Annotated in this window: 28 protein-coding genes; 12 read left to right on the forward strand and 16 right to left on the reverse strand. The window is 70.0% G+C overall.

Annotated features, from left to right (window positions below):
* Positions 1-33: 33 nt before the first annotated feature.
* On the forward strand, positions 34-684 hold the full coding sequence (locus ACWEIJ_RS33385; protein ID WP_449841226.1) for a DedA family protein: 651 nt from the start codon (positions 34-36) through the stop codon (positions 682-684).
* Here ACWEIJ_RS33385 and ACWEIJ_RS33390 read toward each other — a convergent pair.
* A complete protein-coding gene (locus ACWEIJ_RS33390; RefSeq protein ID WP_449841227.1) occupies positions 608-1,651 on the reverse strand; it encodes an FAD-dependent oxidoreductase in 1,044 nt (347 codons plus the stop codon). The genes ACWEIJ_RS33385 and ACWEIJ_RS33390 overlap by 77 nt on opposite strands.
* 94 nt (positions 1,652-1,745) lie before the next feature.
* Between ACWEIJ_RS33390 and ACWEIJ_RS33395 the strand changes: the two genes are divergently transcribed.
* The 5 genes from ACWEIJ_RS33395 to ACWEIJ_RS33415 all read left to right on the forward strand — a co-directional run bounded on the left by ACWEIJ_RS33395 (position 1,746) and on the right by ACWEIJ_RS33415 (position 7,620).
* Positions 1,746-2,774: an LLM class flavin-dependent oxidoreductase gene (locus ACWEIJ_RS33395; protein WP_449841228.1), complete on the forward strand. Its 1,029-nt coding sequence runs from the start codon at positions 1,746-1,748 to the stop codon at positions 2,772-2,774.
* A 324-nt stretch (positions 2,775-3,098) separates the two neighbouring features.
* Positions 3,099-3,626: a hypothetical protein gene (locus ACWEIJ_RS33400; RefSeq protein ID WP_449841229.1), complete on the forward strand. Its 528-nt coding sequence runs from the start codon at positions 3,099-3,101 to the stop codon at positions 3,624-3,626.
* Positions 3,627-3,636: 10 nt separating this feature from the next.
* The gene (gene bcp, locus ACWEIJ_RS33405; RefSeq protein WP_449841230.1) at positions 3,637-4,104 is read left to right on the forward strand and encodes a thioredoxin-dependent thiol peroxidase; all 468 of its coding nucleotides are present in this window, start codon (positions 3,637-3,639) and stop codon (positions 4,102-4,104) included.
* Positions 4,105-4,406: 302 nt separating this feature from the next.
* On the forward strand, positions 4,407-4,748 hold the full coding sequence (locus tag ACWEIJ_RS33410; protein WP_449841231.1) for a DMT family transporter: 342 nt from the start codon (positions 4,407-4,409) through the stop codon (positions 4,746-4,748).
* A 10-nt stretch (positions 4,749-4,758) separates the two neighbouring features.
* Positions 4,759-7,620 (forward strand): NACHT domain-containing protein, encoded by a 2,862-nt coding sequence (locus ACWEIJ_RS33415; protein WP_449841232.1) that lies wholly within the window; start codon positions 4,759-4,761, stop codon positions 7,618-7,620.
* Here the strand turns inward: ACWEIJ_RS33415 and rdgB are convergent.
* Both rdgB and rph read right to left on the reverse strand, forming a co-directional pair.
* Positions 7,617-8,216: an RdgB/HAM1 family non-canonical purine NTP pyrophosphatase gene (gene rdgB, locus ACWEIJ_RS33420; RefSeq protein ID WP_449841233.1), complete on the reverse strand. Its 600-nt coding sequence runs from the start codon at positions 8,214-8,216 to the stop codon at positions 7,617-7,619. The genes ACWEIJ_RS33415 and rdgB overlap by 4 nt on opposite strands.
* On the reverse strand, positions 8,213-8,977 hold the full coding sequence (gene rph / locus ACWEIJ_RS33425) for a ribonuclease PH (protein ID WP_449841234.1): 765 nt from the start codon (positions 8,975-8,977) through the stop codon (positions 8,213-8,215). The genes rdgB and rph overlap by 4 nt, the downstream gene beginning before the upstream one ends.
* 49 nt (positions 8,978-9,026) lie before the next feature.
* Here rph and ACWEIJ_RS33430 point away from each other — a divergent pair, with 49 nt between their 5' ends.
* Complete coding sequence (locus tag ACWEIJ_RS33430) at positions 9,027-9,521, forward strand: DUF2231 domain-containing protein (protein WP_449841235.1); 495 nt, start codon at positions 9,027-9,029, stop codon at positions 9,519-9,521.
* On the opposite strand, the gene ACWEIJ_RS33435 is transcribed toward ACWEIJ_RS33430, so the two are convergent.
* Genes ACWEIJ_RS33435 through ACWEIJ_RS33450 form a run of 4 tightly spaced genes read right to left on the reverse strand, consistent with a single transcriptional unit; the run spans position 9,479 to position 12,033 of the window.
* Positions 9,479-9,895: an OsmC family protein gene (locus tag ACWEIJ_RS33435; protein WP_449841236.1), complete on the reverse strand. Its 417-nt coding sequence runs from the start codon at positions 9,893-9,895 to the stop codon at positions 9,479-9,481. The two genes, ACWEIJ_RS33430 and ACWEIJ_RS33435, sit on opposite strands and share 43 nt — an antisense overlap.
* Positions 9,892-10,659 (reverse strand): MBL fold metallo-hydrolase, encoded by a 768-nt coding sequence (locus ACWEIJ_RS33440; protein WP_449841237.1) that lies wholly within the window; start codon positions 10,657-10,659, stop codon positions 9,892-9,894. Before ACWEIJ_RS33440 ends, ACWEIJ_RS33435 begins: the two co-directional genes overlap by 4 nt.
* A 1-nt stretch (position 10,660) precedes the next feature.
* Complete coding sequence (gene murI, locus ACWEIJ_RS33445; protein ID WP_449841395.1) at positions 10,661-11,410, reverse strand: glutamate racemase; 750 nt, start codon at positions 11,408-11,410, stop codon at positions 10,661-10,663.
* Positions 11,411-11,421: 11 nt separating this feature from the next.
* Entirely contained in the window at positions 11,422-12,033 is a 612-nt protein-coding gene (locus ACWEIJ_RS33450; RefSeq protein WP_449841238.1) for a rhomboid family intramembrane serine protease, read from the reverse strand.
* A 32-nt stretch (positions 12,034-12,065) separates the two neighbouring features.
* On the opposite strand from ACWEIJ_RS33450, the gene ACWEIJ_RS33455 reads away from it, so the two are divergent.
* Positions 12,066-12,926 carry an SMP-30/gluconolactonase/LRE family protein gene (locus ACWEIJ_RS33455; protein WP_449841239.1) on the forward strand — a complete coding sequence of 287 codons (861 nt, stop codon included), beginning with the start codon at positions 12,066-12,068 and terminating at the stop codon, positions 12,924-12,926.
* Positions 12,927-13,076: 150 nt separating this feature from the next.
* Here the strand turns inward: ACWEIJ_RS33455 and ACWEIJ_RS33460 are convergent, their stop codons facing one another.
* Genes ACWEIJ_RS33460 through ACWEIJ_RS33470 form a run of 3 tightly spaced genes read right to left on the reverse strand, consistent with a single transcriptional unit; the run spans position 13,077 to position 14,746 of the window.
* Positions 13,077-14,027, reverse strand: a complete 951-nt coding sequence (locus ACWEIJ_RS33460; protein WP_449841240.1) for a PLP-dependent cysteine synthase family protein — start codon at positions 14,025-14,027, stop codon at positions 13,077-13,079.
* 8 nt (positions 14,028-14,035) lie between these two features.
* Positions 14,036-14,308 (reverse strand): MoaD/ThiS family protein, encoded by a 273-nt coding sequence (locus ACWEIJ_RS33465; RefSeq protein WP_355441696.1) that lies wholly within the window; start codon positions 14,306-14,308, stop codon positions 14,036-14,038.
* A gap of 27 nt (positions 14,309-14,335) precedes the next feature.
* Positions 14,336-14,746 (reverse strand): Mov34/MPN/PAD-1 family protein, encoded by a 411-nt coding sequence (locus ACWEIJ_RS33470; RefSeq protein WP_449841241.1) that lies wholly within the window; start codon positions 14,744-14,746, stop codon positions 14,336-14,338.
* A 110-nt stretch (positions 14,747-14,856) separates the two neighbouring features.
* On the opposite strand from ACWEIJ_RS33470, the gene ACWEIJ_RS33475 reads away from it, so the two are divergent.
* Positions 14,857-15,219, forward strand: a complete 363-nt coding sequence (locus ACWEIJ_RS33475) for an ArsR/SmtB family transcription factor (protein ID WP_449841242.1) — start codon at positions 14,857-14,859, stop codon at positions 15,217-15,219.
* Complete coding sequence (locus ACWEIJ_RS33480; protein ID WP_449841243.1) at positions 15,200-15,742, forward strand: SRPBCC family protein; 543 nt, start codon at positions 15,200-15,202, stop codon at positions 15,740-15,742. Before ACWEIJ_RS33475 ends, ACWEIJ_RS33480 begins: the two co-directional genes overlap by 20 nt.
* Here the strand turns inward: ACWEIJ_RS33480 and ACWEIJ_RS33485 are convergent.
* Genes ACWEIJ_RS33485 through clpS form a run of 3 tightly spaced genes read right to left on the reverse strand, consistent with a single transcriptional unit; the run spans position 15,720 to position 17,481 of the window.
* On the reverse strand, positions 15,720-16,631 hold the full coding sequence (locus ACWEIJ_RS33485) for a P1 family peptidase (RefSeq protein WP_449841244.1): 912 nt from the start codon (positions 16,629-16,631) through the stop codon (positions 15,720-15,722). The genes ACWEIJ_RS33480 and ACWEIJ_RS33485 overlap by 23 nt on opposite strands.
* Positions 16,628-17,185, reverse strand: a complete 558-nt coding sequence (locus tag ACWEIJ_RS33490; protein ID WP_355441690.1) for a DUF2017 domain-containing protein — start codon at positions 17,183-17,185, stop codon at positions 16,628-16,630. Before ACWEIJ_RS33490 ends, ACWEIJ_RS33485 begins: the two co-directional genes overlap by 4 nt.
* Positions 17,182-17,481 carry an ATP-dependent Clp protease adapter ClpS gene (gene clpS / locus ACWEIJ_RS33495; RefSeq protein WP_355441687.1) on the reverse strand — a complete coding sequence of 100 codons (300 nt, stop codon included), beginning with the start codon at positions 17,479-17,481 and terminating at the stop codon, positions 17,182-17,184. The genes ACWEIJ_RS33490 and clpS overlap by 4 nt, the downstream gene beginning before the upstream one ends.
* A gap of 79 nt (positions 17,482-17,560) precedes the next feature.
* On the opposite strand from clpS, the gene ACWEIJ_RS33500 reads away from it, so the two are divergent.
* Positions 17,561-18,850, forward strand: a complete 1,290-nt coding sequence (locus ACWEIJ_RS33500) for a nicotinate phosphoribosyltransferase (protein WP_449841396.1) — start codon at positions 17,561-17,563, stop codon at positions 18,848-18,850.
* The gene (locus ACWEIJ_RS33505; RefSeq protein ID WP_449841245.1) at positions 18,847-19,386 is read left to right on the forward strand and encodes an isochorismatase family protein; all 540 of its coding nucleotides are present in this window, start codon (positions 18,847-18,849) and stop codon (positions 19,384-19,386) included. The genes ACWEIJ_RS33500 and ACWEIJ_RS33505 overlap by 4 nt, the downstream gene beginning before the upstream one ends.
* Here the strand turns inward: ACWEIJ_RS33505 and ACWEIJ_RS33510 are convergent.
* From ACWEIJ_RS33510 to ACWEIJ_RS33520, 3 genes are all read right to left on the reverse strand, one after another.
* Positions 19,383-20,039, reverse strand: coding sequence for a hypothetical protein (locus ACWEIJ_RS33510; protein WP_449841246.1), 657 nt, complete (start codon positions 20,037-20,039; stop codon positions 19,383-19,385). The genes ACWEIJ_RS33505 and ACWEIJ_RS33510 overlap by 4 nt on opposite strands.
* Positions 20,040-20,177: 138 nt before the next feature.
* Positions 20,178-21,350, reverse strand: a complete 1,173-nt coding sequence (gene wecB, locus ACWEIJ_RS33515) for a non-hydrolyzing UDP-N-acetylglucosamine 2-epimerase (RefSeq protein WP_449841247.1) — start codon at positions 21,348-21,350, stop codon at positions 20,178-20,180.
* A gap of 66 nt (positions 21,351-21,416) precedes the next feature.
* Positions 21,417-21,605: an LPXTG cell wall anchor domain-containing protein gene (locus ACWEIJ_RS33520; RefSeq protein WP_449841248.1), complete on the reverse strand. Its 189-nt coding sequence runs from the start codon at positions 21,603-21,605 to the stop codon at positions 21,417-21,419.
* Positions 21,606-21,607 lie beyond the last annotated feature (2 nt).

The raw sequence follows: 21,607 nt of genomic DNA on the forward strand, positions 1-21,607 counted from the left end.
CGCTCCCGGCATCCTCTCCGTAACTTGGACTGCATGAACTTGGTCGACTGGGTCACCGACCTCATGAACACGGCCGGCGCACCCGGCGCGGCTTTGGCCATCGCGCTGGAGAACCTGTTCCCGCCGCTGCCGAGCGAGGTCTTCCTGCCCCTGGCCGGTTTCACCGCGGGCCAGGGCAAGATGTCGCTGTTCGACGCCATCCTCTGGACCACGGCAGGCTCCGTGGCAGGGGCCCTGGTGCTGTACTGGATCGGCGCGCTGCTGGGCCGCGACCGCGTGCGCCGGATCGCCGCCCGCATGCCGCTGGTGCGTCTGTCCGATGTGGACAAGACCGAGGCGTGGTTCCTGCGCAACGGCTACCGCGCGGTGTTCTTCGGCCGCATGATCCCGGTGTTCCGCAGCCTGATCTCGATCCCGGCCGGGATCGAGCGCATGCGACTGGTCCCGTTCCTCGCCTACACCGCTGCGGGCAGTCTCCTGTGGAACACGGCCCTGATCCTCGCGGGCTACCTGCTGGGCGACAACTGGCACCTGGTCGAGCAGTACGTGGGCATCGCCTCGAAGGTCGTCCTGGGCCTGGCGCTGATCGCCGTCGTGATCTTCGTGGTCACCCGGCTGGCACGGCGTCGAGGTGCCGCATCAGCTCGCGAACGGCGCTCCGGCCGGCTCGGTTCGCGCCGATAGTGCTCGCCGACGGCCCGTAGCCGACGAGGTGAACGCGCGGGTCGGACACCACTCGGGTGCCTTCGACTTTGATGCCACCGCCCGGCGCCCGCAGGTGCAGCGGCGCGAGGTGGTCGAGGTCGTGCCGGAAACCGGTGGCCCACAGGATGACGTCGGCGTCGAAGTGCTCGCCGGACGCCCACTCGACCCCGTCCGGCGTGATGCGCGCGAACATCGGCTTCCGGTCCAGCACCCCGGACGCGATCCCGGCCCGCGTCTGGTCGTTCAAGGCCAGTCCGGTCACGCTGACGACGCTGCGCGGGATCAGTCCCCTGCGGACGCGTTCGTCGACCATGCCGACCACCCGGCGGCCGTAGTCCTCGGTGAACGGGCCCTCCCGCCACACCGGTTCGTGCCGCGTGACCCACCGGGTCTCCGCCGCGAACGGAGCGAGTTCCATGAGCAGCTGTGTCGCGGAAGCACCGCCACCCACCACCACGACCCGCTTACCCGTCATCTCCGCTGGCCCCTGGTAGTCCGCGGTGTGCAGCTGACGGCCCCGGAACGTCTCCTGGCCGGGGTAGTGCGGCCAGAACGGGCGGCGCCACGTGCCGGTCGCGTTGATCAGGCCGCGCGTGGTCCAGACGCCGTGGGACGTCTCGACCTTGAGCAGCGAGCCGTCGTCGACCACCTGCGTGACGTTCACCGGGCGGATCACCGGCAGGTCGAAGAGCTGTTCGTAGCGGGCGAAGTAGGACGGGATCGCGACGTTGGCGGGCTCGTCCGGCGAGGGCTGCTCGAACGGCATGCCGGGCAGTTCGTGGATGCCGTGCACGGTCCGCATCCGCAACGAGGGCCAGCGGTGCAGCCACGCGCCGCCGGGAGCGTCGTTCGCGTCCAGCACGACGTGGTCGACGCCGCGGCGCCGAAGGAAGTACGAGGCGGACAGGCCCGCCTGTCCCGCGCCGATCACCACCACATCCGTCACACCACGGACAACCGGCGGGTGACCGCGAAACGTCCCGCGAAACGAGTTACCCGCGTCACGGAAGAAGTCACCAAGCATCGGTGTTGATCGATGTATGAGCCGACTTCGTGAGATTCCGCTGTCCGTTCTCGACCTCGCTCCCATCACGTCGGGATCGGACGCCTCGACCGCGCTGCGGAACTCTCGCGAACTCGCTCAGCAGGCAGAACGACTCGGCTACCACCGGTACTGGTTCGCCGAGCACCACAACATGCCCGGCATCGCCTCGTCCGCACCCGCCGTGCTGATCGGGCACGTCGCGGACGCGACGTCGACGATCCGGGTCGGCTCCGGCGGTGTGATGCTGCCCAACCACGCGCCGCTGGTCGTCGCGGAGCAGTTCGGCATGCTGGAGGCGCTGCACCCCGGCCGCATCGACCTCGGCATCGGCCGCGCGCCCGGCACCGACCAGAAGACGGCACGGGCGCTGCGGCGCACCGAGGCGGGGCTGTCCGCGGAGAACTTCCCGCAGGAGCTCACCGAGCTCATCAAGTACTTCGAGGGCACCGCGGAGCTCAACGCCGTGCCCGCCGCCGGCCACAAGCCGCCGATCTGGCTGCTGGGCTCGTCCGGCTACAGCGCGCAGGCCGCCGGTCTGCTCGGCCTGCCGTTCGCGTTCGCCCACCACTTCAGCGCGCAGAACACGCTGCCCGCGCTGGAGCTGTACCGGCGGCACTTCCGGCCGTCGGAGGTCCTGCAGGAGCCGTACGCGATGGTGTGCGCCTCGGTGATCGTCGCCGACACCGACGAGCACGCCCGGTACATCGCCGGTCCGGGGGCGCTGTCGTTCGTGCGGCTGCGCCAGGGACGTCCGGCGCCGCTGGCCACGCCGGAGGAGGCGGCGGCCTACCCGTACACCGAGATCGACGAGCTGGTGATCGAGGACCGCATGGCCACCCAGATCATCGGGTCCCCCTCAACGGTCCGCGCGGGGCTCGACGAGTTGATGGAGTCGACGGCCGCCGACGAGCTGATGGTGACGACCATCGTGCACGGCCACGCTGACCGCCTCCGTTCGTTCGAACTGCTCAGCGAGGTGGCCGAACGGACGCCGGAGATGGGCCGTTCAGCCGCACATACGTGAGTCGGCCAGGCGTGACCTTCACGTTTCGTACGACTGACGCTGGTCTGAACGGGTGATAAACGGCTCCGCTTGTAGCGCCAGACACACTGTGGGCGATGATCGGTGTGAGCGCGCACGCCCCCCGACGCGCTCCCTAGCTTCATCAGGCGGACGGCGTGGGGCAGGCGCACTGTGTGGCGCCGCCCACGCCGCCCATCACGAGACGGCCACGGCCCGGCACCAGGTCCGCTTCAAGGCCCTCTTTCGGTCCCCGCCACCCCTTCGGCACCGTCACAGTTGACGGGAGTCGTTCACACCCACCGCCGGGGTGGGAAAGGGGAGTTCGTGAAGTTCGCCAAATCGGCCGCGGGCCTGTGCCTGCTGCTGGCCGTGGCGGGATGTGCGGGCCCCGGTGTCGCCGTCACCCCGGACGAGAACCTGACCGTCGAACAACGAGCCGAGACGCCCAGCGCGTCCGGCGCCGCCGCGTTCGGCACGCAGCGCGTGTGGGCCTCCGGCCTGTCCATCGTGGTGTCCGCTCCCCGTTCGCTCACGCCGTCCCCGACGGCGGTCCCACCGGCCAAGCGCACCGCGGTCTTCACGATCACCGTCTACAACGGCTCCAAGGCGTCCTACCGCCCCTCCCGGCTCACCGTGCGCGCCACGGCCGACGGCTCCCCCGCCGCCGAGCTGGTCGACTCCGCGCAGGGCCTCAACGGCCTCGCCGGCGCCGTCGCGGAGCTCCCGCCGGGCCGCGACACCCAGATCCAGGTGGCGTTCGCCGTGTCCGAGCTGCCGGTGAAGATGCAGCTGTCCATCCAGCCGGGTGGTCAGGCCCAGGACGTGGCCACCGTCTTCGAAGGCCAGGCCTAGGCTCAACAGCATGACCAGTCGTCTCGAACCTGGAGACATCGCGCCCGCGTTCACGCTGCCCGACAGCGAGGGCAAGCCGGTGTCCCTGTCCGACTACCTCGGCAAGTCCGTGGTCGTGTACTTCTACCCGGCCGCGAGCACGCCGGGCTGCACCAAGCAGGCCTGCGACTTCCGCGACAACCTCGGCGCGCTCGCCGGCTCCGGCTACGAGGTCGTCGGCATCTCGCCCGACAAGCAGGAGAAGCTCGCCAAGTTCCGCGACGCCGAAGGCCTGAACTTCCCGCTGCTCGGCGACCCGGACAAGAAGGTCCTGACCGAGTGGGGCGCGTTCGGCGAAAAGCAGAACTACGGCCGCACCGTCCAGGGCGTCATCCGCTCCACGTTCCTCGTCGGCCCCGACGGCAAGATCGTCAAGGCCATGTACAACGTCCGCGCCACCGGCCACGTCGCCAAGCTGCTGCGCGAACTTCCTGCTTGAGGTTCCACACAGCCTGAATTTCCGCGCTTCGTGTGACGCCGCCGCCGCAAGACTTGCGGCGGCGGCCCCTTCTTCGGGTATGGTCGAGGTGAGGGCGCGCAAAATGCCGCCCCTTGTTCCGGTGAGGGTGATACACCGTGTGTCGCTTGACGGCACCTCGCGGTCCCGACATCCCGTCTGATTTCGTCCTGCGCGTCCACTTCCCCACGCGCGGCGGTTGACCTGGGCTGATCAGCCCCGTCGTCCGTTCGCAGTCAAACACGTGCGTTTCGCGTACGTGCATTTCGTGCTGGGAAAATTCAATGCTCAAGTGGATATTGCTGACCGTCGCCGTAGGCGCGGAAGTTTTCGCAACCCTTTGTCTCAAGTACTCCGACGGCTTCACGAAACCGTGGCCGGTCGCCGGCCTGGCCGCCGGTTTCCTGACCGCCCTCTACCTGGAGTCGGTGGTGATCCGGATGGGCCTGCCCGTCGCCATCACCTACGCGGTCTGGGCCGGTGCGGGCATCGCCCTGGTCGCCATCACCAGCCGCGTGCTGTTCGCCGACCCGCTGAACCTCGCGATGCTGACCGGCATGGCCCTCATCGCGGCAGGCGTGTGCGTCGTGTCCGTCGCGTCCCACGCGCAGGCGGCCGCGGTCTAACCTCGTTTGGGTGGGCTTAGAAATCGTCGCGGTCTCCAAGCTGGGCCAGTCGGTGGCGATGCGCGCCGCCACCGAGTGGCTGGCCACTCCGGACACGCGAACCCTGCCGCTGACCGAGCTCGCCGCCCGGGAACTCGCGAAGCCCACCCAACGAGCGAAGCTCGACACCCTGGTCCAGCACATCGGCCACCAGGTCACCGAGCAACTGGAAGCCGTCCTCGAACGGTTCTCCGAGGGCGAGATCGCCGCCTCCGTCGCCGCGGTGGAGGCGGCGCTGTCGTCCGTCGACCTGTCGGACCCCGCCGTGCTCGCCGACGACGTCGACCCGGAAGTGCTGGCTCAGCGCATCCGCCGCTCGCTGCCGCGCACGGATCTGGGCCGGTGCTACGACATCGCCCTCGACCAGTCGTGCCGCTACCTCGTGCAGATCCTCAGGCACCTGCCCTCCTTCCAGCCACGGGCCCTGGCCGAGGTCCTGTCCCGCGCCACCGTCCAGACCGCCCTGCTCGAAGACGTGCTGTCCCGCCTGCCCCGAACGTCTTTGCACGCACCGCAAGGCACCGACAACGACGACGAGTTCCGCGACGAGTACCTGCGCTACATCGCCGCCAACCTCGACCGCCTCGAACTCCTCGGTCTGTCCATGAAGGACCGCCCGCGTCTGGCGCTGAGCGTCGCCTACCTGAGCCTCACCGTCTCGGGGGCGCAGCGACAACGGCACGAGTGGTTCGGCCAGGCCGACCACCACTCGCACTCGGGCGTGCGCGTCGAGTCGGCCCTGGCCAGTCGCACATTGGTCCGCGGCGAAGCGGGCTCCGGAAAGACGACGTTGCTCGACTGGCTCGCGGTCACCGCGGCCCGCGGCGGGTTCGTCGGCAACCTGCAGTCGTGGAACGGCCTGATCCCGTTCCCGATCCGGCTGCGCGCCTACGCCGACTCACCGCTGCCGGCCAAGCCGGAGGAGTTCGTCACCGGATGGCTCGCCGGGATCATGCCCGCCGGGTGGGTCCACCGAGTTCTGCAGGCCGGCAAAGGGCTTCTGCTGGTGGACGGCGTCGACGAGGTGCCGCCGTCGAAGCGCCAGCACGTCCGGGAGTGGCTGCGCGAGCTCGTGCACGTCTTCCCGTCCGCGCAGGTCGTGGTGACGGCGCGTCCCGCGGCGACGGACGAGAAGTGGTTGGCGGAGCTGGACTTCTCTTCCGTCGAGCTGGAGCAGATGAGCCCGGCCGACGTGAAGGTGTTCCTCCAGCGGTGGCACGAGGCCGCCGGGGCGCCCGAGGAAGCACAACGGCGGCTGACCACTCAGCTGGACAGCCGCGAGCACCTGCGTTCGCTCGCCTCCTCGCCGTTGCTCTGCGCGATGTTGTGCGCGCTGAACCTCGGCCGGGTCTCGGAGCTGCCGCAGAACCGCATGGAGTTGTACGCGGCGGCGCTCACCATGCTCCTGGACCTCCGCGACGCCGAACGCGGCATCGCCCGCATCCTCACCACCTCCGACAAGACGGTGCTGCTGCGGGATCTGGCGTGGCGGCTCACCCTGGGCGGGCGAACCCAGCTGCCCACACCCAAGGTCCACGAGCACGTGACGCGCAAGATCCGCTCCATGCCCAACGTCGACGAGGAACCCGGCGCCGTCGTCACGCACCTGCTGGAGCGCAGCGGCGTCATCCGCGAACCCGTGCCGGGCCAGGTGGACTTCGTGCATCGGACGTTCCAGGAGTATTTGGCCGGCGAGGAGGCGATGCAGGACGGCCAGGTCGAGACGCTCGTCGCCCACGCGCACCAGGACTCGTGGACGCAGACGATCGTGCTGGCCTGCGGACACGGCCAACGCTCCCAGGTCACCGAGCTCCTGACCGACGTGCTCGACCGCGCCGACCGCGAACCGCGGAACGCTCGCCGGCTGAGGCTGCTGGCCGCCGCGTGCCTGGAAACCGTCAGGGACGTCGACGCGGACGTGCACGACCGGATAGACGCGATCATCAGAGACCGACTGGTTCCGCCGCGCAGCAAGAAGGAGACCACCTCGCTGGCCACGATCGGCCATCGCGTCCTGCGCTACCTGCCGACGGAGCTCGACGGGCTCTCGGACGCCGCCGCGGGAGCGACCGTGCGCAGCGCGGCGCTCGTGGGATCGCCGGAAGCAATGGCACGACTGGCCGGGTACGCCCGCGATCCACGGGAAAACGTGCAAGAGGCGCTTCTCGAAGCGTGGCTCAACTTCGACCCCCAACGCTATGCGGAAGAGGTGCTGGCCGACGCGCCGTTGCACAACGGCTACGCGAAGATCACGATCACCCGTCTGATCCCTTACCTGGATCTTCTCCGGCGCCTGCGTGGTACCGATCTCTGGCTCGTCGACGAAACATCTACGGACTTGCGGTTCCTCGATCGTGTGAAGGGGTTGCGCTTCCTCAGCACGCAGACCTCGGGCGAGATCGACGTCAGCCCGCTGGAGTCGATCCGTCCGGCTTTGGTCCATCTGCGCGGCGCTCAGCGGTACTCGAACCTGAACCGACTGCCGCAGACCCTCGTGTTCCTGAGCCTGCTGCAGTCCGAGCCTTGGTACGACTTGGGCTTCCTGCGCGGTCGAGCCTTCACCCACCTCGGCCTCAGCAAACCGGCGCCTGACTGCGATCTGACCCCGCTCGCGGAAGTAGCCAGTCTGAACACGCTGTACTGCTACGACTGGCCTGACGTCAGTGCGCTTCCCGACCTGTCGGACCTGCGCACCCTCGGGCTCAGGGGTCGCATCCCATTGGACGTCCTGCCGTTGAAGGACCTGTCACTGGATCTGGAACTGAGCCGAGGCCGTTCCTACCTGGGAGTCGAGGAACTCGGTCCCGGAGTAAAAGTGAGGTGGGTCGGTTAGACCAGTTTGCGCAGATGCGGGACCAGCAGCTTCAACGCCCGGCCCCGGTGCGACTCCGCGTCCTTCTGCTCGGCGGTCATCTCCGCGGACGTGATCGAGTACCCCTCCGGCACGAAGATCGGGTCGTACCCGAACCCGTTGGTCCCGCGCCGCTCCCGCAGCAACCTCCCCCGCCACTCGCCCCGCACGACGACCTCTTCACCGCCGGGCACGACGAGAGCCACGACCGACACGAACGCCGCACCCCGGCGCTCGTCCGGCACGTCACCGAGCTGCCCCAGCACCAGGTCCAGGTTGGCCTCGTCATCACCGTGACGGCCGGACCACCGCGCGGACAGCACGCCGGGCATGCCGTTCAGCTCGTCCACCGCGAGCCCGGAGTCGTCCGCCACGGACACCAGCCCGGTGGCCGCGGCGGCGTCACGGGCCTTGGCCAGCGCGTTGCCCTCGAAGTCGGGCGCGGTCTCGGGCGCCTCGGGGAACTCGGGCACGTCCGCCAACGACAGCACGGTGATCCCGGACAACCCCTCGGCCGCCACGATGCGCTGCAGCTCGCGGAGCTTCTTGGCGTTGCGGGAGGCCAGCAGCAGCTTCATCGCCGGCTCGCCTTCGGCTCGGGCAGCACGCCGGGGTACGGCTGCGCCAGAGCCGCGGCCTGGATGCGGTTCAGCTCGGCGCAGCCCAGCAGCGCCACGTCCAGCATGCGGTCCAAAGTGGACCGGGCGAAGGTCGCGCCCTCGCCGGTGCCCTGCACCTCGATGAGCGTGCCGGCGTCGGTGGCGACGACGTTCATGTCGACCTCGGCCCGCGAGTCCTCCTCGTAGGGCAGGTCCAGCCGGACCCGGCCGTCCACGACGCCGACCGACACGGCGGACACCGCGCAGGACAGCGGTGAGGGGTCGGCCAGACGACCCGCGGCGCCCAGCCACGTCACCGCGTCGGCCAGAGCGACATAGGCGCCGGTGATCGCGGCGGTGCGGGTGCCGCCGTCGGCCTGGATGACGTCGCAGTCGATGACGATGGTGTTCTCGCCGAGGGCCGCCAGGTCGATGCAGGCCCGCAGGGAGCGGCCGATCAGGCGCGAGATCTCGTGGGTGCGGCCGCCGATGCGGCCCTTCACGGACTCGCGGTCGCTTCTGGTGTGGGTGGCGGACGGGAGCATCGCGTACTCGGCGGTCACCCAGCCGAGGCCCGAGCCCGAACGCCAGCGGGGGACGCCTTCGGTGACACTCGCGGCGCAGAGCACGCGGGTGTTGCCGAACTCGACCAGGACCGAGCCCGCGGGCCAGGTCTGATATCCACGCGTGATCCGGATGTCACGCAACACGTCGTCGTTCCTACCGTCGCTTCGCACCACGGCGGCTACCTTAGTGAACCCTGCGGAGCGTGATGGCGTAGGGAGAGACATGCTGACGATCGACGGTATTCCGCTTCACCCGTTGTTCGTGCACGCCGTGGTCGTGCTGCTGCCGCTCGCGGCGGTCAGTTCGGTCGCGATCGCGCTGGTTCCCGGCTGGCGGCGCAGGTACGCCTGGCTGGTGCTGGGCGTGACGTTGCTCGGCGTGGGGGCCGTGCCGGTGGCCAAGCAGGCCGGTGAGGACCTCCAGGGCGCGCTGGAGCGCAACGGTGTGCAGAACCCCGCCATCCAGACCCACGCGGAGCTCGGCGACACGCTGCTGCCCATCGCGCTCGGCTTCGGTGTCGCGGTGATCGCGCTGCTGGTCGCCGGTCGGCTCGCCGATCGGGAACGGGCGGCGGAGGCACCCACCACGCGGACGTGGCGGGTGATCTCAGTCGTGGTGTCCGTGCTGGTGGTCCTGCTCGCGGTCGGCGCGACGGTGCAGACCGTGCGCGTGGGTCACAGCGGGTCCTCCGCGGTCTGGAGCGGCGTCGGGAGCTGAAGGGGCGCCGTCGCCGACTGCTTCAGCGTCCGCGTGACCGTGCAGAACTGCTCCACGGCACGCCGGACGACGATTTCGAGCGCCGCGGGATCCTCCACGGCGGACAGGTCGTACGAGAGCGTCACCGGGATGGAGATCACCTCGTTGCCGCTCTCGGACTGAACGGCGTCCGCGACCGCCGACAGCCGGTCGCCGCCGGTGCGGCGCAGGATCAGGGTCTCCGACGTCACGAGCGCGCAGCCGGCCGCGGCCGCGACCAGCAGCTCGACCGGGCTGAACGAGCCCTCCTGCCCCTTGCGGCCGATCTTCACCGACGCCCCGCGCCCGTTCGTGGCGACGAACTCGTGCTCGCCGACTCTCTCCAGCTCGATCATCGCTGCTCCCCCACCTCGTACCGGCCGCCCTCGACGACCAGCTCACACGGCCCGCCGAACGCGGCCTTGGCCTCCTCCAGCACGTCCTCGCGCGAGGTCCACGGCGGCACGTGCGTGATCAGCAGCCGTCCGGCACCCGCCCGCGCGGCCAGCTCTCCCGCCTCCCGGCCGGACAGGTGCAGGTCCGGCACGCGGTCCGGCGCGTGCGTCCAGCTCGCCTCGCTCAGCAGCACGTCGACGCCCTCGGCCAGCTCGTCCAGCGCCGCGCACGGCCCGCTGTCGCCGGTGTAGGCCAGCGTGGCGCCGCCGCACGAGATCCGGAACCCGTACGCCTCGCAGGGATGCGCGACCAGGGCCGAGTCCACGGTGAACGGTCCGATCCGGACGGAAGAGCCCAGCTCGTGGAACGAGAAGACGTCGCTGAAGTCCAACGACGACCGCTCGGCCTCGTTGGGCGCGTAGGCCGCGACGAAACGGGACGGCGCCTCGGCGGGCGCGTAGACGGGCAAAGCAGCAGCGGGCGGCGTCGGGTGGTACTTCCGCGCCACGTAGAGCGAGGACACGTCGACGCAGTGGTCGGGGTGCAGGTGCGAGAGCACGAGAGCGTCCATCGCGAACAGCGGGCGCTCCTCCTGGAACCGCGACAGCACGCCGTTGCCGAACTCCAGCACCAGCGTGAACCCGTCCGCCTCCAGCAGGTACCCCGACGCCGCCGTGCCGGGTCCGGGAATGCTGCCGGAGCAGCCGAGCACGGTCAGCAGCACGTCAGCCCCACTGTTCGAAGGTAGGCAGGAACCGGGCCGCGAGCTTCGCGAACCGCTCGGGCGGACCAGTGCACGTCACCCGGTGGACGGGTGGGTCGACGGCGAACTCGTCGCGCTCGGTCAGCAGCCGCACCACGTCCTTCACGGTCTCCTCGGCGCTCGACACCAGCGTCACGGCGTCGCCCATGACGATCTGGATCACGCCCGTCAGCAACGGGTAGTGCGTGCAGCCGAGCACCACGGTGTCCACCTCGGCGCGCTGCAACGGTTCCAGGTAGGCCTGCGCCAGCCCGAGCACCTGCCGCCCGGACGTGATGCCGCGCTCGACGAAGTCGACGAACCGCGGACAGGCCGCCGCCGTGACGCTCACGTCCCGCGCCGCCTGGAACGCGTCCTGGTAGGCGTGCGAGTTGATCGTGCCGACCGTGGCGATCACGCCGATGCGGTTGTTCCGCGTCGTCATCACCGCACGGCGCACGGCCGGGAGGATCACCTCGACCACCGGCACCTGGTAGCGCTCACGGGCGTCGCGGAAGCACGCTGCGGACGCGGTGTTGCACGCGATCACGAGCATCTTCGCGCCCTCGTCGACCAGCCGGTCGCAGATCTCCAGCGCGTGCTTGCGCGCCTGCGCGATGGGCAGCGGCCCGTAGGGACCGTTCGCCGTGTCGCCGATGTAGTGGATCGACTCGCCGGGCAGCTGGTCCATGATCGCTCGGGCGACCGTGAGGCCGCCGACGCCCGAGTCCATGATCCCGATCGTCACGCCGTGAATCTAGCCGGTGCACTGCCGCGGCGGTTGTCACGCGCCACGCCCCACGCCGCCAGCACTCCACCGATTGCGCCGAACAGGTGGCCTTCCCACGAGATGCCGGGCTGGCCGGGCAGCACACCCCACAGCGCGGCGCCGTACAACGCGAACACGCCGACCGCGATCAGCAGCTGCAGCCACGACTTCGCGAAGATCCCGCGCACCAGCAGGAACGCCAGGAACCCGAACACGAGCCCGGACGCGCCGATGTGGCTGCCGGCGCTGCCGAACACCCACACGCCCAGCGCCGAGGTGAGCCAGACGACCACGGTGACCTGGAAGAACTGCTTGAGCCCTCCCGAGGTCGCGAGGAATCCCAGCAGCAGCAACGGAACCGCGTTGCCGGTGAGGTGGCTCCAGTCGCTGTGGATCAACGGCATCCAGAGCAGGTTGTCCCACTGGCTGAAGTCGCGCGGCCGCACGCCGTCGCCCTCCAACGAGCTGTTGGTCGCCACGTCGTACGCCTCGACCACGTAGAGGAAGCCGACGAACCCGGCGACGATGAGAAACGACAGCACGGGGTGCGGCGGAATGACCCGTTTCGCGAGCGCGGTGCGGTCCACGAGTTCAGCGTACGTGGCCATAAGCTGATCAGGTGTCGATTGAAGTAGCGGTGCGCGCATCGGCCCAGCTCGGCGAGGGGCCGACGTGGGACCACAGCAGCTCCACCTTGCTGTGGGTGGACATCCTGGCGTCCGAGGTCCACCGCTACGCCCCCGCACGGGACGACGACGCGGTGCTCGTGGTGCCCCAGCACGTGGGCGCCGCCAAGCCGCGCGCGCAGGGCGGCATCGTCTGCAACCTGCGCGACGGCATCGCCCTGATCGACCGCGACGGCGCCAAGTCCTGGCTCGTCTACTGGGCGCGGGAGGGCGTGCGCGGCAACGACGCGGGCATCGACCCGTCGGGCCGGCTGTGGGCCGGCACGATGCGCTACGACCAGGCCGCCGACGAGGGCTGGCTCGCCAGGGTCACCGGCGAGGGCGCGGCCAAGGTGATGGTGGGCGAGGTGAACACGAGCAACGGCGTCGGCTGGAGCCCGGACGGCACGCTCATGTACTTCATCGACACCCCGACCCGCCGCATCGACGTGTTCGACTTCGACAACGCCTCCGGCACGATCGCGAACCGCCGCACGCTCGCCCACGTCGGGCACACCGACGGCTGGCCGGACGGGCTCACCGTCGACGCCGACGGGTGCGTCTGGGTCGCGTTGTGGGGCGGGCACGCCGTCCGCCGCTACACCCCGCGCGGAGAGCTCGACCGCGAGATCGCGCTGCCGGTGGACAACCCGACCGCGTGCTGCTTCGGCGGCGCGGACTTCACCGACCTCTACGTCACGTCGGCGCGCGTCGGATTGCCGGACCAGGCGCTGGCGGAGCGGCAGTTGAACGGCTCGGTGCTCGTGCTGCCCGGCATCGGCGCAGGCCTGCCCGGCGTCGCGTTCAACGGCTAGCGGAACCCGAATAATCACTGCTCAGACGGGAGCCGACGAGTTAAGATCACTCGTCGGCTCAACGTCGGTTTTGTGAGCATTCTGGGGGATGCGACATGAGCGAAGATCTCGCCTGGAAGGGTGCCCTCTAGCCAACGGCAGAGGGTTTCGTCACGCCCAGAGGTGGCCGTCCAGCCGGGCGGCCGCCTCGTCCAGCGTGCCCGCGTAGGCACCCGTCGACAGGTACTTCCACCCCGCGTCCGCGACGATGAACACGATGTCGGCGGTCTTCCCCGCGACCTCGGCCTTCTGCGCCACGGCGAGCGCGGCGTGCAGGATCGCGCCCGTCGAGATGCCGGCGAAGATCCCCTCGGTCTCCAGCAGCTGCCGGGTGCGGCGCAACGCGTCGTAGGAGCCGACCGAGTACCGCCCGGTCAGCGCCGACTCGTCGTACAGCTCCGGCACGAAGCCCTCGTCGAGGTTGCGCAGGCCGTACACCAGCTCGCCGTACCGGGGTTCGGCGGCGATGACCTGCACGTCCGGCTTGGCTTCACGCAAGAACCGCCCGACACCGACGAGCGTGCCCGTCGTGCCGAGGCCCGCGACGAAGTGCGTGATCGTCGGCAGGTCCTTCAGGATCTCCGGACCGGTGCCGCGGAAGTGCGCGTCCGCGTTCGCCGGGTTCCCGTACTGGTAGAGCATGACCCAGTCCGGGTTCTGCTTGGCGAGCTCCTTGGCCGTGGCGACGGCCTGGTTCGACCCGCCGGCCGCCGGGGAGAACACGATCCGCGCGCCGTAGGCCTGCAGCAGCTGGCGGCGCTCGGTCGAGGTGTTCTCCGGCATCACGCACACCAGGCCGTAGCCCTTGAGCTTCGCGGCCATCGCCAGCGAGATGCCGGTGTTGCCGGACGTCGGCTCCAGGATCGTCGCACCGGGACGCAGCACGCCGTCCCGCTCCGCCGCCTCGATCATGGCCAGCGCGGGCCGGTCCTTGATCGAGCCGGTCGGGTTGCGGTCCTCGAGCTTCGCCCAGATGCGCACGTTCTCCGACGGCGACAGGCGCGGCAGGCCCACCAACGGTGTCCCGCCGAGCGCGTCCAGGAGCGAGTCGTAGCGGGCCATGGCGGAGATCAGCCGCCCGCGACGGCCGGGAGGATGGTGACGTTGTCGCCGTCCTTCACCTGGGCGTCGAGGCCACCGGCGAAGCGCACGTCCTCGTCGTTGACGTAGACGTTGACGAAGCGGTGCAGCGCACCCTCCTTGACCAGGCGGGCCTTGAGGCCGCCGTGGTTGTTCTCCAGGTCGTCGATGACCTCGGCGAGCGTGGCGCCGTTGGCGGACACCGACTTCTCGCCCCCGGTGTGGGTGCGCAGGATCGTCGGGATCGACACGGTGACGGCCATGATGGTTCTACCTCCGCAGAAACGAACTCAGGACTCGATGATCTTGACGGGTTCCTCGGTCACGACACCGTCGACGATGCGGTACGACCGCACCTCGTGCTCGATCGGGTCACGCGTGGAGATCAGCACGTAGTGGGCGTCCGGCTCGCCCGCGAACGAGATGTCGGTGCGGGACGGGTACGCCTCCGTGGCGGTGTGCGAGTGGTAGACGACCACCGGCACCTCGTCGTTGGCGTCCATCTCGCGCCACACCTTGAGCTGCTCGGCGGCGTCGAACCGGTAGAACGTGGGCGACCTCTCTGCGTTCTCCATCTCGATGAAGCGCTCAGGGCGATCGGACCCGTACGGCCCGGCGATCACCCCGCACGCCTCGTCGGGGTGGTCGCGGCGCGCGTGGGCCACCATCGCGTCCACCAGGTCACGGCGAATCACCAGCACGTCGTCAATCCTACGGGCTGGCGGGAGTTGTCTCGGTATGCGAGATAACCACGTTGTAGTGCTTGTTTTAGCTCTGGCTAATATTAGTGGTGGCTACTACAGTGCGGCCTGTGCACGCGTTCGACGTCCTGAGCGACCCGGTCCGCAGGCGAATCCTGGAACTGCTCGCCACCGGCGAGCGGGCGGCCGGTGACGTCGGCGGCGTGGTCCAGGCCGAGTTCGGGATCACCCAGTCGGCGGTCTCCCAGCACCTCAAGGTGTTGCGGTCGAACGGGTTCGTGCAGGTCACGGCCGTGGGGACACGACGGCTGTACTCGGTGGCGCCGGCCCCGCTGATGCAGATCGACGCCTGGCTGGACCACTTCCGGCGGTTCTGGGAACCGCATCTCGACGCGCTCGCGACCGAACTGGCCCGCGGCAGGCGCGAACGCAGGCTTCAGGAGGAGGCAGAGGATGACCGACCGCAGCTTTGAGGACGGCAAGCTCGTCATCCGGCGGCACTACAAGGCTGGCCGGGAGGACGTCTGGGACGCCATCACCACACCGGAACGACTGGTCCGCTGGTTCCTGCCGATCAGCGGGGACCTCCGGGCCGGAGGGCGCTACCAGCTCGAAGGCAACGCGGGCGGCGAGATCGTGCGCTGCGACCGCCCGGCCGAGATCGGTCTGACCTGGGAGATGGGCGGCGGCGTCACCGAGGTGGTGGTGCGACTCGAGGAAGAGGGCGAGTCGACGATCCTGACGTTGTCGCACTCCCCCGTGCCCGGTGAGCTGATCCCGAACGCGTCGGCGACGGCGTGGGGGCTCGGCGCGGGCTGGGAGATGGGCCTCGCCGCGCTGGAGAAGTTCCTCGCGGGTGAGCTGCCGGAGGGTCCGGCGAAGGACTGGATCGCCACCGCGTCACCGGAGGAGCTGATGGCGGCGGGCGAGCAGGCCCAGCGGATCAGTGCCGAATGGACCGAGGTGCTCGCGCTCAAAGGTCGCGGAACGCCGTGACGCCGTTGAGGGTGGTGGCTTCGCGGGCGCCGGACACGACGGCCTCCGCGAACACCTCCGCGGCGGCCGCGCACAGCGCGTCCAAGGCGAACGGTCGTGGTTCCGCCAGCGGCACGGCACCCGTGGCCAGCGCGAACACCGTGTCGCCGTCGAACATCGAGTGAGCGGGCCGCACCGCCCGGGCCAGGCCGTCCTGCGCGGCCATCGCGAGCCGCTGACACTCCGCTTTGGACAGTGCCGCGTCCACCGCCACCACGCCGATCGTGGTGTTGAGGCCTTCCGGTTTGCGTTCGGGCAGCTCGACGGACGTGGTGCCGAGCGAGGGCAGCCACGGCAGACCCGTTGCGCGGTCGACGACCTCACCGGCCGCGTTCACCACGGCGAGCGCGCCGACGTGGTGCTCGCCGACCTTGGTGGTCGCCGTGCCGACACCGCCCTTGAGCGAACCGACCCGCGCGCCGGCACCCGCGCCGACGCAGCCCAGTTCGAACTCCTCGGCGGCGGCCTCGCAGGCCGCGTAGCCGAACGAGGAGTCGGGCCGGTTGCCCCACTCCGACATCGGCAGGTCGAAGATCACCGCGCCCGGCACGATCGGCACGACGTGGTGCGGCTGGGCGCCGACCTGGAAGCCGATCGAGCGTTCCGCCAGCCAGCGCATGACGCCGTCCGCCGCCGCGAGCCCGTACGCCGAGCCGCCGCTCAGGCAGATGGCGTGCACCTGCTGGACGAGGTTCGCCGGGTCGAGCAGGTCGGTCTCGCGGGTTCCGGGCGCGCCACCGCGTCCGTCGACGGCGCCGACGGCACCGGCGGGGACGAGCACGACGGTCGTGCCGGTGGCCCAGCCGGGTTCGACGCGGTGGTGGTGGCCGACGAGGACACCGGGAATCACGGCATCATCGCTTCCACCAGCGTGTCCTGCACCCAGGTCAGCCAGTGGTACACCCCGAGGTGCGGCGACCGCGGGTCCTCCGGCGGCAGCTCGTCCGGCATGTCCTCGGTGACGTCCAGCGCGGTGCCCAGCGCCAGCCGCACGTCGTTCAACGACGCGAGCCACGCCTCGGCCTCGCCGATCGACAACCGGACCTCGCCGCCGTCGGGCGAGCAGGTCTGCAGCACGATCTCGGCCGCGCCGGTCTTCTGGTCCAGCAGCTCCGGCTCGTGCAACGACCGCAGCGCCGCGGCCGAGTTGACCTCGTCCGGGTCGGGCGCGTCGTCGTCCAGCCGGTGAAAATCAGGCAGCAGCCGTCCCAGGATCGGGTCGTCGGGCGCCTCCGACGGGCCTGTTCTGATCCCGGTCAGCTCGGCGAGCTCGTCCTGGGGCGCCTCCTCGGCGCGGGCCAGCAGCATGTCCTGGATCTGGCTGACGAGACCGCGCACGACCGCGGCCTCCTGGCGGTCCAGTCTGCCGATGACGACGTCACCGTCGCGGATCCACCGCTTCACGAGGCCCGCTGCATGGTCGCCCAGAGCCCTGCCGCGTGGAGCTTCGCCACGTCGGCCTCCACCTTGTCCTTGGTGCCCGATGTCACGATCGCCTTCCCCTTGTGGTGCACGTCGAGCATCAGCTTGGTCGCCTTGTCCCTGCTGAAGCCGAACAGCTTCTGGAAGACGTACGTCACGTACGACATGAGGTTGACCGGGTCGTTCCAGACCACGGTCTGCCACGGCCGGTCCTCGGCCGCGATCTCCGCGCCGATGGCCTCTGGCTGCGTCCGTTCCTGTTCGACGGGCGTGGTCATACCGCCAATGGTGTCATGTTCGCCGCAGTGGCGGAGACCGCGTGCGGCTAAACCGGACGCGACCTTAGGGTTGGTGACCATGAACTCGACGGCGTTGCTGACCGACCACTACGAGCTCACCATGCTCGCGGCCGCGCTGCGTGACGGGACCGGTGACCGTCCGTGCGTGTTCGAGGTCTTCGCCCGCAGGCTTCCCGACGGCCGCCGCTACGGCGTCGTCGCCGGGGTGAACCGGTTGCTGGACGCGATCGCGGACTTCCGCTTCGGCGAGGAGGAGCTCGACCAGCTGCGCCGCAACGCCGTCGTCGACGACGCGACGCTGGAATGGCTCGCGAACTACCGGTTCTCCGGCGAGATCGACGGCTATCCCGAGGGGGAGCTGTACTTCCCCGGTTCGCCGGTGCTCACCGTGCGCGCGTCGTTCGCCGAGGGCGTCGTGCTGGAGACCCTCGCGCTGTCGATCCTCAACCACGACAGCGCGATCGCGTCCGCCGCGGCCCGCATGGTCACCGCGGCCAACGGCCGTCGCATGATCGAGATGGGCTCGCGCCGCACCCACGAGGAAGCCGCCGTGGCGTGCGCCCGCGCGGCCTACCTCGCGGGCTTCACCGCGACCTCCAACCTCGAAGCCGGACGCCGCCACGGCATCCCGACGGCCGGCACGTGCGCGCACGCGTTCACGTTGCTGCACGACAGCGAGGAAGAGGCGTTCCGCAGCCAGGTCGAGGCGCTGGGCGCCGGCACGACGTTGCTGGTCGACACCTACGACATCACCGAGGGCATCAAGACCGCCGTCGCGGTCGCCGGTCCGGACCTGGGCGCGATCCGGATCGACTCGGGCGACCTCGGCGTGCTGGCGCGGCAGGCCCGCGACCAGCTGGACTCGCTGGGTGCCCGCAACACCCGCATCGTCGTGTCCGGCGACCTCGACGAGTACTCGATCGCCGCTCTGCGCGCCGAACCCGTGGACGCGTACGGCGTCGGCACCTCGGTCGTGACAGGGTCGGGGGCACCGACCGCGGGCATGGTCTACAAGCTGGTCGAGGTCGACGGCAGGCACGTCGAGAAGCGCAGCACGTCCAAGCAGTCGCGCGGCGGCTGGAAGAAGGCGTTGCGGCGGCACAAGGACACCGGCACGGCGCTGGAGGAGGTCGTGTTCCAGGCCTCCGCCGAACCGGAGCTCGGCGAGTGCGACCGGCTCGTGCAGATCCCGCTGATGCGCGCTGGACAGGTCACGCCGGAGGTGCCCACGCTGGAGCAGAGCCGCGAACGGTTGCGCGCGGCACTGGTGAGCGTGCCGTGGGAAGGCCTCAAGCTCTCACGCGGTGAGCCCGCGATCCCGACGATCTACCTGGAGGAGTCCCGATGACCAAGGCGCTGATCGTCGTCGACGTGCAGAACGACTTCTGCGAGGGCGGTTCGCTCGCGGTCGCGGGTGGCGCGGCCGTCGCGGCGGCCATCTCCCGGCACATCGCCACGTCGCCCTACGACCACGTCGTGGCGACGCGCGACTACCACGTGGATCCGGGTTCGCACTTCTCGGAGACGCCGGACTACGTTGACACCTGGCCCGCGCACTGCGTGGCCGGGACGCCCGGTGCGTCGTTCCACCCCGAGCTCGACGTGGCACAGGTCGAGCAGGTCTTCACGAAGGGCCGGTTCGCCGCCGCGTACTCGGGTTTCGAGGCGGAGAACGACCTCGCGGGCTGGCTGACCGACAGGGGCGTGACCGAAGTGGACGTCGTCGGCATCGCGACCGACCACTGCGTCCGCGCGACCGCCCTCGACGCGCAGCGCAACGGCTTCCGCACGACCGTGCTCGTCGGCCTCACCGCCGCCGTGGCCGAGAACACCCGCGACACCGCTCTGTCCGAGCTGCGCGCCGCGGGTGTCGTGGTCGCCTAAGGCGTCGGCGAGCAGGCCGCCGCGCCGACGGTGATGCTGCCCGAGTAGCCGGACGACGGTTCGAACGTGATCTTCAGCAGCGTCATGGCGAGGCTGCCGTCGTTCGGCACCGGGAACACGGTGTCGGTGAACTTGGCCTTGGCGAGCACGGTTCCGGTGCTCGACTTGACCTCGTACACGTACCCGGACGGGATCTGCTGCGGCAGCCCGGACCAGCCGGACATGCCCTTGAGCTCCCACCCGGCCGCGGTGCCCTCCTGCGTGGCCTCGCAGGTGATCTTCCACTCGCCGATCTTGAGCCGCGGCCCCTTCGCCGCGACGAGCGCCGACAGCTCGAACCCGCCGCCGGTCGCGACCGACTTCGTCCTGGTGACGAACTCCTCCTGGTTCACGACCTCGGTCGTGCAGGTGGAGGACGTCTCACCGATCTTGAGCCCGTTGCGGCTCTGCGCGGGGCTCGATCCGGTGACGGTGCCCGCCGCGTCGGGGTTGACGTTGCAGACGGCCAGCGGGTCGACCTTGAACGTCTGGTCCGCCTTGGCGAAGTCGGCGGATCCGGCGGACGCGGTGCCGGGTGGGTTGCTGGCGAGCGAGGGTGCCGCGGTCGCGAACGTCAACGCGACCACCGCTCCTGCGACCAAACTCCTGCGCACTGTTGCCTTCTCCCCTGCGGCTCGAATTCCCACCGCCCGATAATGGTTGTGATGGGTGGCGCTGATAACAGTTCGGCACCCCATGTCACCCATTCGTGAATTCGCAATTACACGAGCGGGTGACAGGCGAACTGCCCGTCAGCGAATGCCCACCAATGTGGCGAACGGCTCCCGGCGCGGCAGAGCGGTCGGCAGGCCCGCCAACCTCTCCAACGCGGCGCACACCCGGACCGCGGCACGCCCGTCGCCGAACGGGTTGCGCCCCAAGGGAAGCCGCAGCCGGGAGCCGAGCACCCATCCCGCTTCGGCGAGAATGCGGGTGGTGTCGGTGCCGACGAGCCAGGCGCACCCGGCGTCGACGGCGAGCATGCGTTCGGTGGTCTCCCGCAGCACCAGCACCGGCACGCCGAACGTGGGCGCCTCCTCCTGGATGCCGCCGGAGTCGGTCAGCACGAGGGCCGCGCGCTTGAGGACCCGCACCAGGTCGGGGTAGTCCAACGGGTCGGTGATGACCACGCGTTCGTGGCCGCCCAACAGGGAAACGACCTGTTCGCGCACACCGGGGTTCGGGTGCGCAGGGATCAGCACGTGCACGTCGGGGTGGCGGTCGGCGATGGAGCGCACGGCGTTCAGCACGCGCATCAGCGGGCGGCCCCACGACTCGCGGCGGTGCACCGTGACGAGCATGAGCCGGCCGCCGGTGGCGTCCAGGGTGCGTTCCAGGGCCACGAGGTCCGGGCTGGACGCGGGGAGGTTGGCGGACGCCACGCGCTGCACGGCGTCGACGACCGTGTTGCCGGTGACGACGATGTGGCTGTCCGGCAGGGATTCCGTGTTCAGCGCGTTCGCGGCGTCGTCGGTCGGCGCGAGGTGCAGCGAGGTGATGCGGGAGATCATCTGCCGGTTCCCCTCCTCGGGGAACGGGCCGTAGAGGTCACCGGTGCGCAGACCGGCTTCGAGGTGCGCCACGGGGATTCCGCGCCAGAACGACGCCAGTGCCGCGGCCAGCGTGGTCGTCGTGTCGCCCTGCACGAGGGTGACCGCGGGGTCGCGTTCCGCCAGCACGGCGTCGAACTCGGGTAACAGCCTGGAGACCAGCTCGGCCTGGGTCCCGTTGACCCTGGGCACGTCCAGCCGCACGTCCGGCACCAGGTCGAACGCGCAGAGCGCCTGCTCGACCATGCCCGAGTGCTGTCCGCTGTGGACGATCGTGGGACGGAGGCCGGGGTGCCCCCTCAACGCGATCGCGACCGGGGCGATCTTCACGGCTTCTGGCCGCGTGCCCGCCACCAGCAGAACTTCTTTGCTCACCGTTGTCCTCTCTCGGGGAGACCGGGTGGCCCGCCTGGGACCGGGGGCAACCCCAGGCGGGCCTGATCAGCCAGCTCGGTTTCTGGTCTTCGCCATGGCGGGGATGCGCTTCTTGCGCGTGCTGTGCAGCAGGAACGCGCCCACGAGCAGGAGGACGATTCCCGCGACGATCCACCACGTCACGTCCGCGCCGGTCACCGCGAGGGCTCCGACACCCGTGCCGACTCCGATGCCGGTACCGGGGACCTTGTACATCT

The sequence above is a fragment of the Lentzea sp. NPDC004789 genome (assembly GCF_053601075.1).